Annotated in this window: 13 protein-coding genes; 2 read left to right on the forward strand and 11 right to left on the reverse strand. The window is 29.0% G+C overall.

Going from position 1 to position 13,481, the window contains the following annotated elements; genetic code table 11:
* Positions 1-213: 213 nt before the first annotated feature.
* The gene (locus B2694_RS09710; protein WP_346885557.1) at positions 214-621 is read left to right on the forward strand and encodes a hypothetical protein; all 408 of its coding nucleotides are present in this window, start codon (positions 214-216) and stop codon (positions 619-621) included.
* Positions 622-769: 148 nt separating this feature from the next.
* On the opposite strand, the gene B2694_RS09715 is transcribed toward B2694_RS09710, so the two are convergent.
* The 6 genes from B2694_RS09715 to B2694_RS09740 all read right to left on the reverse strand — a co-directional run bounded on the left by B2694_RS09715 (position 770) and on the right by B2694_RS09740 (position 8,798).
* A complete protein-coding gene (locus B2694_RS09715; protein ID WP_346885558.1) occupies positions 770-2,182 on the reverse strand; it encodes a DUF4179 domain-containing protein in 1,413 nt (470 codons plus the stop codon).
* An 18-nt stretch (positions 2,183-2,200) separates the two neighbouring features.
* Entirely contained in the window at positions 2,201-2,737 is a 537-nt protein-coding gene (locus tag B2694_RS09720) for a sigma-70 family RNA polymerase sigma factor (protein WP_346885559.1), read from the reverse strand.
* Between the two features lie 294 nt (positions 2,738-3,031).
* Entirely contained in the window at positions 3,032-3,535 is a 504-nt protein-coding gene (locus B2694_RS09725; RefSeq protein ID WP_346885695.1) for a threonine/serine exporter family protein, read from the reverse strand.
* A 5-nt stretch (positions 3,536-3,540) separates the two neighbouring features.
* A complete protein-coding gene (locus tag B2694_RS09730; RefSeq protein WP_035135828.1) occupies positions 3,541-4,302 on the reverse strand; it encodes a threonine/serine ThrE exporter family protein in 762 nt (253 codons plus the stop codon).
* A gap of 355 nt (positions 4,303-4,657) precedes the next feature.
* A complete protein-coding gene (locus B2694_RS09735; protein ID WP_346885560.1) occupies positions 4,658-6,544 on the reverse strand; it encodes an ABC transporter ATP-binding protein in 1,887 nt (628 codons plus the stop codon).
* Complete coding sequence (locus tag B2694_RS09740; RefSeq protein WP_346885561.1) at positions 6,537-8,798, reverse strand: ABC transporter ATP-binding protein; 2,262 nt, start codon at positions 8,796-8,798, stop codon at positions 6,537-6,539. The genes B2694_RS09735 and B2694_RS09740 overlap by 8 nt, the downstream gene beginning before the upstream one ends.
* 341 nt (positions 8,799-9,139) lie before the next feature.
* On the opposite strand from B2694_RS09740, the gene B2694_RS09745 reads away from it, so the two are divergent.
* Positions 9,140-9,583 (forward strand): MarR family transcriptional regulator, encoded by a 444-nt coding sequence (locus B2694_RS09745; protein WP_346885562.1) that lies wholly within the window; start codon positions 9,140-9,142, stop codon positions 9,581-9,583.
* A 75-nt stretch (positions 9,584-9,658) separates the two neighbouring features.
* Here the strand turns inward: B2694_RS09745 and B2694_RS09750 are convergent, their stop codons facing one another.
* The 5 genes from B2694_RS09750 to B2694_RS09770 all read right to left on the reverse strand — a co-directional run bounded on the left by B2694_RS09750 (position 9,659) and on the right by B2694_RS09770 (position 13,274).
* Positions 9,659-9,964, reverse strand: a complete 306-nt coding sequence (locus B2694_RS09750) for a hypothetical protein (protein ID WP_346849117.1) — start codon at positions 9,962-9,964, stop codon at positions 9,659-9,661.
* A 37-nt stretch (positions 9,965-10,001) separates the two neighbouring features.
* Positions 10,002-10,793, reverse strand: a complete 792-nt coding sequence (locus B2694_RS09755) for a hypothetical protein (RefSeq protein ID WP_346885563.1) — start codon at positions 10,791-10,793, stop codon at positions 10,002-10,004.
* Positions 10,786-11,424: an HD domain-containing protein gene (locus tag B2694_RS09760; protein ID WP_346885564.1), complete on the reverse strand. Its 639-nt coding sequence runs from the start codon at positions 11,422-11,424 to the stop codon at positions 10,786-10,788. Before B2694_RS09760 ends, B2694_RS09755 begins: the two co-directional genes overlap by 8 nt.
* 121 nt (positions 11,425-11,545) lie before the next feature.
* Positions 11,546-12,235, reverse strand: a complete 690-nt coding sequence (locus B2694_RS09765) for an HAD family hydrolase (protein ID WP_346885565.1) — start codon at positions 12,233-12,235, stop codon at positions 11,546-11,548.
* 70 nt (positions 12,236-12,305) lie between these two features.
* Positions 12,306-13,274 (reverse strand): NAD-dependent epimerase/dehydratase family protein, encoded by a 969-nt coding sequence (locus B2694_RS09770; RefSeq protein WP_346885566.1) that lies wholly within the window; start codon positions 13,272-13,274, stop codon positions 12,306-12,308.
* Positions 13,275-13,481 lie beyond the last annotated feature (207 nt).

Here is a 13,481-nt window from a genome sequence, read left to right on the forward strand (position 1 = left end):
AACTTCACGTGCTAAACTTCTGTTAATTTATTATTATCCACATTTTTAATGGAAAATTTTTAATAACATATTTTTTCTTTCTAAGGATAAACTAAAGTCGAGTTTTCTTAAACCTTTTATTTTTCAATAGCTTATCCTTATTCTTGTTATTCTCATCAAATATACTCATACTTAAGAATTTAAGTAAATACTTTAAAAGGACGGTGTATTACAATGAAAAAATCTTTAATTATGCTAACATTAGTTGGTGCCATCATGACTTCTTCTACTATAGCCTTTGGATATGATAATATAGCAATGGATTCTAATAGTGAAAAAATGACTACTATAGAGACTCCAGCAGAAAAATCTAAGGATGAAAAACCCACTGAGGAAAAGAAACCAACTATGATTGAGGAAGAAGAAAAGACAAAAAAAACTGATGAAAAGAAGCAAACTATAAGTGAGTCTAAGCCTGAGAATGAAAAAGCTCCTAAAGAAGAGGAAAAGAAACCAACTCTAAACGAAACTGATGAGAAAAAACAAAATACAAAGACTCCTGGAAACCATATGAGAAAACCAGAGTGTGATGATAAGTGTAACCCTGAAAATAACAAGGCAAACGAAAAGAAGGCTCAATAATTAAGTATAAATTTAAACTTAATTTAAATATAGGCTATGTTTTAACAACAGTTTAAAACATAGCCTAAATATTCCCCTTATAATTTTAATGGCTACTAATAAATTTTGTTCTATAACAATCAAATTTTCAGCTAACTTTTATGTTAGCTTATTTTAATCTTACACTAAACTCTTCGGTTTTCATTTTATTGTTATACATAGAATCTATATTGATAAATAGCTTTCCTGCCTTTAAAGTATATTTATCAAAATATAGTGATACTTCTCCACCTGTTCCATCAGATCTTTGAGATGATGAGCTTCTTGTAGCATCTGGATGACTAATAGAAATATTCTCAATATCATATGGTGGTAAAACAGTGAACTTAACCTCCATTGCTTCATATACTATATCTTCAGTTGAAACCTCATCATTTTCCTCATCAGGGTATACTACCTTATAACTATTATCTTCATCTGGATTTTTTACCTCTTTATAGTCTTTTATATGCTCTAATTTAAGTCCAAACTCTCCACCTTGAAGTAATAATTCATTTCCAACATCAACTACAAGCTGCCTTTCTTTTATGGGATTATAAAATATTCCCTTACTATAAAGAGTTAATTCTTTAGATCTACCGTAAGCTCCTCCATTAAAAGTTAGTATATAATCTTCACGCCCTTCACCTTTCGATGTGCCTGAAGATAAAGTAAAGGTCCTTCCTTTTTCATCTTCCAAATAACAGTTATCAAGCCACCCAAATTTACTTTCCTTATCTACTAAATTACTCACAACTATTTCTGTACCCATTGGATAAATCCTCATTTCTTTAATAAAAAGACTTTGCTCTCCCAACTCTACATTTTTATTAATACTATATATCTCTGGTTCTACAGAAACAATTTTTTCATTTAGCTCTATAGGTATTTTTCTTTCTCCACTGCTTATTATGCCATCATATTTACTATGATTTACTACACCATTAAAGGTTAATATAAGATTTCTCGGAATATCTTTTACATTCATGCTTTCAATAGAAAAATATTTTTCTCCTTTTAATGGCTTTAATCCGTCCTTTTTATAGTCTCCATATCCATAACTGAGGATTCCTTCCATAAACTTATTTCCATTATAATCCTTAATTTCCCAATCTTTTAATCCATAGTAATCTTCTTTATTAATACCTTTTCCTTCTATGGTATACCCCAAAATAAGTTGTTTACTATCTCCTATAACTCTAGTGATTGTAACCTTAATTCCATCAATGTCTACTGATTTATTAATAGGTTGAATATATCCCTCTTTTAAAGCATATTTAATCCCTTCATTTATGATAACTATATCTGCAAAATCTCTAATTATAGGAATATTGTTTACAGCCTGTGCAAAAACTACCGAAGTATTTATACAAAGTATAAATGCAATAAACATAACTGTTATACTATATATTGGTCCTTTACTTCTTATTTTACGTTTTCTTATACCACTCTTCATTCCTATCATTAAATTTGTGTCTAAATCCTCTGGCATCACTATAGAGTTATACTGCTCTTTAGCTTTATTAAAATCTATATTACTCAAAGTCGTTCCTCCTTTTTACTATATTTTACTTAACTTTATTTCACAATTTAAGTTTGGCTCTACACATTCTAGTTCTATACGCAAATCTTTTAACCCTTTATGAAGATAATTCTTGACTCTACTTTCTGAAATATCTAATATTATAGCTATATCTATAATTCTATAATCTTCAAAATATTTTAATATAATAACTGTTTTTTCTAATCCTTGTAGCTTATCAACGGCTTCATATAAATCAATATAGTCTTCATCTGTAATAGAACATTTTTTTAATACGTCTTCACCTTCATATACAAATCTATTTTTCTTTTTTAAATGAGTCCTAGCTGTATTTACTAGAATTCTTGTAATCCAACTATTAAATTTTTCTACTTCTTTAAGCTTCTTTATATTCAAAAATCCTTTGTATATAGTTTCTTGAACAATCTCCTTAGCATCTTCCTCATTTTTAACATATACATAAGCAATCCTATAAAGTCTATCTTTATCTACTTCAATTAAGTTCAAAAGTTTTCTGTCATTTATTTGCTTTTCTCTGAAATTCAAAAATTTCATCCTCATCCCCCTTCCTTTTATCGAGTAATATCTATATTTTAATGAGAGCTTTATAAATCACAATTTACTATAATAAAATACTTATTATTCTATTAGCCTTTCTTAGTATATACCTTCTATATTCTATAGAGTATTTTCACATCATTTTTGTTTTTTGAAATTAATAAAATTACTTATTTTTTACTAAAAATATTCATTTGTTCCAGAGAACATTTTAAACCTTTTATGTTACATTTCACATTTTATATAGTAATTTAATATTAATATCTGATAAATAAAGGAGATGAACTCCATTTAGTTCATCTCCTTTATTTTATTTTGTGCTGCTTTCTTTATTTCTATATCTCTTTGAATTTTGCTAAAAAATTTATAAGTAGTTGAAGATAACATCATTCCAAAGGCAATAGCTCCACCTACTATAATAGTTTTCATTGCACTGCTATAAGCAAGGTCATAATTTTGAGCTACTATATATAATACTGTGTTGTAGGCCATAACTCCTGGTACTAACGGGAATATTCCTGGTATTGAAAACTGCATACTTGGAGCCTTTAACCTTCTTGCCATTACTTCACTATAAACTCCTACTACAAATGCCCCCATGAAAGTAGCAATAATTACACTTCCTCCATAGTTGAACACTATTAAATAGCTTATCCATGCAAGAGTTCCTGAAATCCCAGCCCAAACTAATTTTTTTCTATCTATATTAAATAATATGGCCGGAAATACACTTCCAAAAAACGCTAAAACAATTTGTCTAATCATAACATAGCCTCTACTTTCACTTAAATATATTATATCTAAAAGATTCCTAGAAAATTTCTAAAGGCTAATGCAGTACCAATTCCTGAACCAATTGCTGTAATTATTAAAACTGCCTCACCTACCTTTGAAATTCCTGATGTAAAATCACCATAAATTATATCTTTTATTCCATTAGTAAGGGCTACACCAGGTAATAGTACCATAATAGACCCTAGTATAATCTTGTCCTTGTTCACTATAGTTATAATATTTTCAAATAAAATACTTATACTAGCTATAAGAAATCCTGAGAAAAAGAAGATAAAAAATTGGAAAAATCCTACGTTGGATACCTTATCTACCATATAATATATTATCATACCAATAATCGCAGATATAAATGCTGCAAAAATTGTTCCGTTGAAAAATAATGAATAAATAAAACAAGTCATTCCACCAGCTAACACTCTAATAGGTAATTTAAAAGTAGGCGTTTTTCTTATATCTTCTAGTCTTTCCATTGCTTCCTCATAGGAAATCTTCTCTGACTCGATGCTTCGAGAAAAACTATTTACTAGCTCTATGCTATATAAATCAACACTCTTGCTTCTAACCTTTTTTAGTGATGTAACCTTTTCTTGATCCTCATCTAAAATAGATATAAAAATTCCTTTTCCTGTAGTTATGCATTCACTTTTATAATTATATGCTTTACATATCCTTTCAATAGTTTCCTCTACTCTATAGGATTCTGATCCATTACTAATAAGTAGTTCGCCTGCTGAAAGAGCTATATCTAAAACCTGTTTTGCTTTCATGATAAATCTCCTTCTAATATTCCATATATTTAATAAACATGAATTTTATTCAGTTTACTATAATTATTTTTTAGCATATTTAATATTACACATTTATTAATGGTAATTATATCATCTTTTTCATATTTGTCTATTAATTATTTATATATTAAATGAACTTATATTTATTATATATTTAATTAATTACTTTATTATTATTTCCTAAATACTAGGTTATACTTATCTCTAAAATAAAAAGAACTAACTCAAATTAATTTACTTAATTTAAGCTAGTTCTTAAAAACTATGTCAATAAACTTCAGATGGAATAAACTCTATCCTAGTCAAAAAACTCTACTTACTTTTTATTTAGTTATTAAACTATATCTTCTTTAATGTCTTCAAATTGACTATTATATAAGTTTGCATAAAAGCCATTAGCTGCAAGTAACTCATTATGATTTCCTTGTTCTACTATATCTCCATCTTTCATTACAAGGATTAAATCTGCATCCCTTATAGTAGATAATCTATGAGCAATTACAAAACTAGTTCTACCCCTCATCAAATTATCCATTGCCTTTTGTATTAAAACCTCAGTACGAGTATCTACAGAACTAGTGGCTTCATCTAAAATTAGAATCTTAGGATCTGCAAGAATTGCACGAGCTATAGTAAGTAATTGCTTTTGACCTGCAGACACGTTATTAGCTTCTTCATTTAAAATCATATCATATCCATCAGGTAAAGTTTTTACAAAGTGATCCACATTAGCAGCCTTAGCTGCAGCAATAACTTCTTCATCATTGGCATTTAATCTACCATATCTGATATTTTCCTTAATAGAGCCATTAAATAACCAAGTATCTTGAAGTACCATACCAAATATACTACGTAAATCTTGACGGTTGAAATCTTGAATATTATGACCATCTATTAAGATAGCTCCACTATTCACATCGTAAAATCTCATAAGCAATTTAACCATGGTAGTTTTTCCTGCTCCAGTAGGTCCAACTATAGCAACCTTCTGTCCTGGTTTTACATGTGCTGAAAAATCATTGATAATAATCTTATCTTCTTTATACCCAAAGTGAACATTTTCAAAGTTTACTTCACCTTGAATTTCTTCTCCCTCATCTTCTGACAATAACAGATTTTTTATTTTAACAGGGTTTTCTGCAAATTGCACTTCCTCTTCTTCTGCTAAGAATTCAAAAACTCTTTCTGCAGCCGCTGCTGTAGATTGCATTAGATTTGCTATCTGAGCTGACTGAGCTATAGGTTGATTAAAAGATCTTACATATTGAATGAAGGATTGAATATCTCCAACTTCAATAGTTTTCTTAATAGCCAGCCATCCACCTAAAATAGACACTACTACATAGCCTAAGTTTCCCACAAAGGTCATAATAGGCATCATCATTCCAGATAAAAATTGAGACTTCCAAGCTGAGTCGTATAATTTATCATTTAACTTATTAAATTCTCTAATTGCCTCTTCTTCTCCATTAAAGGCCTTAACTATATTATGACCTCCATAAACCTCTTCTACTTGCCCATTAACATTTCCTAAATATTTCTGTTGATTTCTAAAGTGTTTTTGAGATTTCTTAACTACTACCGATATTAAAAACATAGATATTGGCAATATAAGGAGAGTTGCCCCTGTCATGATACCACTTATTGAAATCATCATTATTAGTACTCCAATTAATGTAGTAATTGAAGTTATAACTTGAGTCATACTTTGGTTTAAGTTTTGACTTACAGTATCTACATCATTTGTTACCCTAGATAAAACTTCACCATGAGTCTTATTATCAAAATATTTAAGAGACATTCTATTAATTTTTTCAGAAATCTCTTTTCTAAGATTATATGAAACCTTTTGAGTAACTCCTGACATTATAAAACCTTGTACAAAAGAGAATAATGTACTAATTATATATAAAATCAAAAGTATTAATAAAATTCTTCCTATATATTCAAAGTCTATGCCTACTCCTGAACCTGTTATCTTACCTACAAGTCCCTTAAAAATGTTAGTGGTAGCTTTACCTAAAACCTTAGGTCCAATAATAGAAAAAGCAGCACTTCCAATGGCAAATATTATAACAATTATTATGGATGCAGTAAAAGGTTTAAGATAACTAATAAGCTTTTTCATGGTGCCCTTAAAGTTTTTAGCTTTTTCTCCAGGACCTCCCATAGGTCCTCCACCACCCATAGGTCCTTTTTTCATATTTTGCTCCTTACTCATTAGCTAACTCCTCCTTTGAAAGTTGAGATAGTGCTATTTGTTTATACACATCACAAGTTTTCATTAACTCATTGTGAGTTCCAATACCTGCAATTCTCCCTTCCTCTAAAACTATTATCTGCTCTGCATGTAGAATCGTACTTATTCTTTGAGCTACAATTAGAACTGTACTATTTAATGTTTCTTTTTTAAGGGCTTTTCGTAATGCCGCATCAGTCTTAAAATCTAAAGCTGAGAAGCTATCATCAAAAATATATACCTCTGGTTTTTTAGCAATAGCTCTTGCAATAGAAAGTCTTTGTTTTTGGCCCCCTGAAACATTAGTACCCCCTTGAGATATTTCAGTATTATAACTCTCCTTAGTACCTTTAATAAAGTCAGTGGCTTGTGCAATCTCTGCAGCCTTTATCATATCTTCGTCTGTAATACTTTTACCTGAATATTTTAAGTTACTTTCAATGGTACCAGAGAATAGCACTCCTCTTTGAGGTACATAGCCTATCTTTTCTCTTAAATCATGTTGACTTACTTTTCTAATGTCAATTCCATCTAAAAGTATTTCTCCCTCAGTCACATCATAAAATCTCGGTACAAGATTAATAAGGGTGGATTTACCGCTTCCTGTACTACCAATAAATGCGGTAGTCTCTCCAGGCATAGCAGTAAAAGTTATATTACTTAGAACATTTTCTTCAGCATTTGGATACTTAAAGGAAACATTATTAAATTTAAGAAATCCCTTTTTATCTTCTTCAAGTTTTATTGGAGCTACAGGATCCTTAACTACATATTCAGTGGATAATACTTCATCTATACGCCCAGCTGAAACTGTAGCACGAGGTAACATCACTGAAACCATAGATATCATTAAGAATGCCATTATAATTTGCATTGTATATTGAATAAATGCCATCATATCTCCAACTTGCATGGTTCCTGCATCAATGCTATGTGACCCATTCCATACTATTAAAATAGTAATTCCATTCATAATCAGCATCATAGTTGGCATCATTAAAGCCATAGTTCTATTGACAAATAAATTATTCTTAGTTAAATCATTATTTGCTTTATCGAATCTTTTTTCTTCATGTCTTTCTGTACTAAAGGCACGAATTACCATCATACCAGTCAAAATTTCTCTAGTTACAAGGTTAATCCTATCAACTAGTTTCTGAACCCTCTTGAATCTTGGCATAACTACTGTAAATAAAACAATTACTACTGCTGAAATAGCAACTACTGCAACAACAATAATCCAAGCCATTGAAGTTTCTGTATTTAAAACCTTTATTACTCCACCAATTCCTAAGATTGGTGCATAGAATACTACTCTTAGAAGCATTACCATAAGCATTTGAATTTGCTGAATATCGTTGGTACTACGAGTTATAAGTGACGCAGTAGAAAACTTGTCTAACTCTGCATTAGAAAAGCCTATAACTTTAGAAAATACTTTACTTCTAAGGTTTTTACCAAGGTTTGCCGCCACTCTAGCCCCAATAAATCCAACAGTTACTGTAGCAGCCATACTTAGTAGGGCTATAAGTATCATTAATCCTCCGGTATAAAGAAGATAGTTAGTTTGCATTTTGTCTATATTCAAACCAATATTATTATACTCATTTTTTACATAACTAATAGCTGCTTGGTCTATCATAGTATTAGGTAAGTTCTCAAAATTTTTATCTATATCTTTCATCATAGTATCTCGCTGTTCCTGCGGTAACTGTGACATCACTTCCAATATATCTGCATTTTCATCTATACCCATATTAGGAGGAAACTCCGCTATAATTGCAGCTTTCATAGCCTTACTTTCTTCACTGTCACTTTCAAAGCCTTGCACTACTAGCATTGGCCTTGCAAATATTCCATTTAACTTTTCAATGGTTTCTTTATCCTTTTTCTTAGTTGTAAGCTTATATACACCTTCATTTTCTAAAGAAGGATACTTCTTCACATATTTATTGTATTCTTCATCACTAAGAGAATCTTTATCTAACAAAGTATAATTACTCTTAATTTCTATTCTATCCTCTTCACTAATAAATAGTTCTAACTTTTCTAATTGACTCTTTCTAATTACTTCTGGTGTAACTTTTTCTACTCCCCCCTGCTGAATTCCAACATTTACTATATTAGAAGTATAGTCAGGTAAAGAAAGGTCACAGACTGCTTGAACAATTAGTAATCCAATTATGATGATAATTGGCACCACTGAGTTCTTTAAATATTTAATTAACTTGAACATATTCCTCTACTCCCTCTTATAATAATGAATCACTAAGAAATAAACTAAAAACAAAATACTTTATTACCTATGATATATGAACATAGATAACAATAGTATTTACGATTTATTAGTTTATTTGCAATTTAAAAAAAATTTATTTATAATAATCTTATAAAATACTTATTAATTTATATAAATTATGATATTATATTATTTATAAGTACATAACAGTTATAAACATATATTAATTATAGTTTCATAACTATTATAAGTCAATAACTATTTTATTGTGGATTTTTTAATTTTTAATTAACGATTTTAATATAGAAATTCAATACTACAGCAAAAGGAGATATATTATGGATGAAAAAAATTTAACTAAACTATCTGAGGACTTTTTCCTTCTTATGATGCTACTTCATAAAAAGATTGTAAAATTAGAAGACTTTATGAAAAATACAGTTGTTCCACCATCTCATGTAAAAGTGGTTTTTTACCTAGCTCAAAATGGACCTTCATCAGTGTCTAGTATAGCCAGAGACCTTTGTATATCTAAACCCAATATGACCCCAATAATAGATAAACTCCTTGAGTGTGGTTATGTTAATAGATATGAAGATCCAAAGGATAGAAGAGTTATTAGAATTGAAATAACAGAAAAAGCCCATGAAGTCTTTAAAATCAAAAAGGATTTAATGAAAAGCTTTCTTAAGGAAAAGTTATCTGTGCTACCAGATGAAGATTTAATTTCTCTTAGTGGTGCAATATCCGAATTTAAAAGAGTTATGTCTAAAATAAATTAAAATAAAAGGTATAAAGCTATCATAAAACTAGCTTTATACCTTATTAATACTATAAAATTTTTTACTTTAATATTATTATAGATTGTCTATTCTCTTCTCAAATACTCCTCTCTCAAAGATTATGTCATTAAGAGACAATAAAACTCCAATTAATATACCATACCAAATGTAATGTAGTTCAAAACTATCCTTAATTGTCAAAGCAATAAAAACAGCAATACCATACCCTATAGCACTCCATATTTTCTTCTTCTTAGATTTTGATACAAACTTCTGCATCGGTTTAAAAAGTCCAATAATGCTATCATTAACTCCTTTAAACAATATTGAACATATAAACTCCGCAACTATAACCCCTATAACAATATATAGAAAATCCATATAACACTCCCCCTACCCTTTATCTAAAGTTCATCCATTATATATTAATTTTATCATATATACATTTAATATTTCCCTTAATCTCAGGATTTTCTTTTAATATAGCACTTATTGATCTACTACCTAGCTCATAAAAGCTTACTCTACTAAAAGGTTTTTCTAATTTATTAGAATTTAATTTTACTTGTAACTTTTCTCTAATAAGATTTTCAATATATCTAGCAAATCCTTCTATAAACTCTTGCCATACCATATATTCAAAGTCTATTTGATTTAAATGTTTCTTCATAACTCTATGATAATCCACCATATCTTTATATTGTAGTTTTTTATCCACAAATTCTAATTTAAAAGTTTCATTTATCAACACCTTATCTTCATAAGGAAATGGATGATTTATCTCCCACATAAAATCTTTTTTCTCTTTAGCTATTTTAGCAATTTCTAGTTCTTCCCTAATTTCACTATTTCCTTGTTCCCATTGATAGCAGTGAACAAACTCATGAAATATAACTATATATCCCTCTAAGGTATTAAATGTATCCTTAGATACCACAGCTGCAGGCTTCATATCATAAAAATCTAGTGGAAAGGAGGCCAACACTTTTTCTGGTACAATCATAGGTGCTTTATATTCACCTTTAAATTCATAGCTCGTACCATTATCAGATAAATCAAAAATAAAAAAATACCCAGCTTCTACTACAGCTACTGTATAAAGCTTTAATAAAGATGTATCTATATCCTTTATTTTTTCATGAATTGAGAATATCTTATTTACCTTAGCTATGGTATCTACTATAAACTGATTCTTTTCTTCTTTATTCATAACCACTTACCTCCTTCCTTATATTACAATGCCTTTCTATCCATTGTTTTCCTTCTATAAACCATTTATGTGGATATAATATTAATTTATTATCTACAATATAATTCATATACGCTAAAGCTGCATGATATAATGACTTGTCTAATTCTTCTTTTACCAAATCATAAAAAGGAGGTCTTCCATCTTGATCCCATGAAAGTTTGTCAGCTATAAATAAAGTCATCTCATATGGTGTAGGATTTAATTTTAAAGTAGTATGACAACCTATTGCACCTAGTATATTATTATCTTCTATGTTAAAAACTTCCTTTGCTAATTCAACTGAACAACGTTGATGTAATAAAAATGGGTACTTTTCTTCAGCTTTATCTATATACCAATTATTATCCTTAGCATACTGTAGCATGTCTTCAGGGCTAATAATTGCACTAATGTCATGAAGATATCCAGCAATTTCACAAACATCTTTATCTAAGTTATATTTTTCTGCAATTATAATACTAGTTTTAGCAACATTAATACTGTGCTCTAAGGTCTTTTCTCCATTATTCCCCATGAATATTCTTTCAATATTTTCTTTTATTGCTCTAGACATATCTAAATTATTTAAATTTGTGTATTTTTTTATCATAGCTATCCTCCAATGTATTTTTAATTATCACAGTATAATAAATAGTTTTTCTAAATCTAATGATTATCTTATCGTGTATGAACTCAATAGCTTATTGCTAACCATTTTCAATATTAATTTTCTATACTATTATTTCTTTCACTCCTAATAAATCCTTTGAGTAATATCTAACATTTTCTTCTGTATTAGATCTTACTAATACTGCTTTAATTCCAACATGTTCTGGACCTCTTACATCAGCTAAAATACTATCTCCAACCATCCATATATCCCTATAATTGCAATGCTTTTTCAAAGCATAATGATATATTTTAGGATTAGGCTTCTCATATCCAACATTAGCAGATGATATACAATCGATTATATACGGTGATAATCCTAATTTCTCTACTATCTTAGGTAATTCAGGAATATGATTTGAGAGTATTACGTTTGAATAACCCTTTTTCATAAAGTACTGTAATACTTCTATTGTATCTTCATATAGTTGAAAACTTTCTCCTGATGCAAGTACTTGTCTAATTTCTTTTGAGTAGATAGCTGCTTTTTCTTCTGATATATTTAACTTTATATATCCCTTTATTAATATATCTTCAGCATGGTTCCACCAAGCATCACTAGAAGTGAGATTCACATATTCCTTTTCAGGTTGTTGCCAAGGAAATCCCACTAATGAGATTTTCTTAAAATCTTCAATATCTATTTCCGTATATGGTTCATACTTACATAAAACCTTATATAAGGCTTTACTAAACATCCACTCATTATGAGCTAATGTACCTTGAAAATCCCAAAATATTAACTTATCCATTTTAATCTCCATATCGTACTAAATAAATTACCAAATTCATAGTTATACATCCATATTATAAAACTATGAACTATTTTCCTAATAACTTATAAATTTCTTCTTCCTTTTCTACTACATGTTCTTTCATCATAACCATGGATTCATTATGAAGATACCATTGATAACACTTCTTTAAGCCTTCCTCCATAGAAGTTTCTTCTTTAAATACACTATGGATTTTTTTTACATCCAGCACATTGTCATAATTAAAGAATGAAAAGAAGTCTCTTTCATTATACCCCTTCTCCTCATAATAAAAATGATACTTTATTGCCTTTTTACCAGCAGCCTTCTCACATAATTCTATCCATGTATTAAAGGTCACTGCCTCACTATTCCCAACATTATAAATAGATAGATTATCTTGATTTGTCTCTAAAAATCCTTCTACTAAATTGCCTAGGTCATTAGAGTAGATAAATTGAATATTAGTCTCTCCATCATTAGGAATTAGGATAGGCCTATCATTGATAATATGATGGAAAATAAAGCCTTCCCTCGCTGCATAATTATTTTCTCCATAAACATAAGGAGGGCGTAGTATTATAAGTTGAACATTACTATAGTTATACTTATCCTCTAAAAACTCTTCACACTCTATTTTGTTTGTTCCATAATCTCCCCAATATTTATTTTTACCTAACATAAATGATTCCTTAAAAGGTATTTTATAATTTTCTACATCATAGACAGCACTTGAACTTATAAAAATATATTTCTCTAACTTTTCATAATTTAAGGCTTCATGAAGAATTTCTAACTGATTTACATTAAGTCCAGACACATCAATTATATAATTAAATTCATGCTCACTAAGACACTTTTTCATTTTATTTAAGTCTTCTCTGTCACAAATTATATTAGTAATTCTTTTATCTTCTGTTTTTCTGCTTCCTCTATTTAAGGTGTAAATTTCATAATCTTTCTGAGAACCTAATAAAGCTTCTACAATGGCTTTTCCTATAAAATAGCTTCCTCCAAGAACTAAGACTTTTTTCATTTTCTCCACCTCTGCATCTATAAATTAAAAGCTTTTATAAAAACTTTCCAAAAACCGCCTTAATATTTTTTTTAATAAATTTTTATATTTTCCATTTGGCTATTATAATATTATTTTACAGGATTAATCTGTATAAGTATATAATTAATGTAATATCATTTAAATATAAATAAATTTTATATTAGTTAAAATCTTTACTAGCTAATA

The organism is Clostridium sp. UBA4395, from assembly GCF_002390995.1.
Lineage (GTDB): Bacteria > Bacillota > Clostridia > Clostridiales > Clostridiaceae > Clostridium_J > Clostridium_J sulfidigenes.

Excerpts from the sequence above, each read along its gene's own strand:
- B2694_RS09710 (WP_346885557.1), top strand. The coding sequence starts at position 214 with ATGAAAAAATCTTTAATTATGCTAACATTAGTTGGTGCCATCATGACT.
- B2694_RS09720 (WP_346885559.1), bottom strand. The coding sequence starts at position 2,737 with ATGAAATTTTTGAATTTCAGAGAAAAGCAAATAAATGACAGAAAACTT.
- B2694_RS09730 (WP_035135828.1), bottom strand. The coding sequence starts at position 4,302 with ATGAAAGCAAAACAGGTTTTAGATATAGCTCTTTCAGCAGGCGAACTA.
- B2694_RS09735 (WP_346885560.1), bottom strand. The coding sequence starts at position 6,544 with ATGAGTAAGGAGCAAAATATGAAAAAAGGACCTATGGGTGGTGGAGGA.
- B2694_RS09740 (WP_346885561.1), bottom strand. The coding sequence starts at position 8,798 with ATGTTCAAGTTAATTAAATATTTAAAGAACTCAGTGGTGCCAATTATC.
- B2694_RS09745 (WP_346885562.1), top strand. The coding sequence starts at position 9,140 with ATGGATGAAAAAAATTTAACTAAACTATCTGAGGACTTTTTCCTTCTT.
- B2694_RS09750 (WP_346849117.1), bottom strand. The coding sequence starts at position 9,964 with ATGGATTTTCTATATATTGTTATAGGGGTTATAGTTGCGGAGTTTATA.
- B2694_RS09755 (WP_346885563.1), bottom strand. The coding sequence starts at position 10,793 with ATGAATAAAGAAGAAAAGAATCAGTTTATAGTAGATACCATAGCTAAG.
- B2694_RS09760 (WP_346885564.1), bottom strand. The coding sequence starts at position 11,424 with ATGATAAAAAAATACACAAATTTAAATAATTTAGATATGTCTAGAGCA.
- B2694_RS09765 (WP_346885565.1), bottom strand. The coding sequence starts at position 12,235 with ATGGATAAGTTAATATTTTGGGATTTTCAAGGTACATTAGCTCATAAT.
- B2694_RS09770 (WP_346885566.1), bottom strand. The coding sequence starts at position 13,274 with ATGAAAAAAGTCTTAGTTCTTGGAGGAAGCTATTTTATAGGAAAAGCC.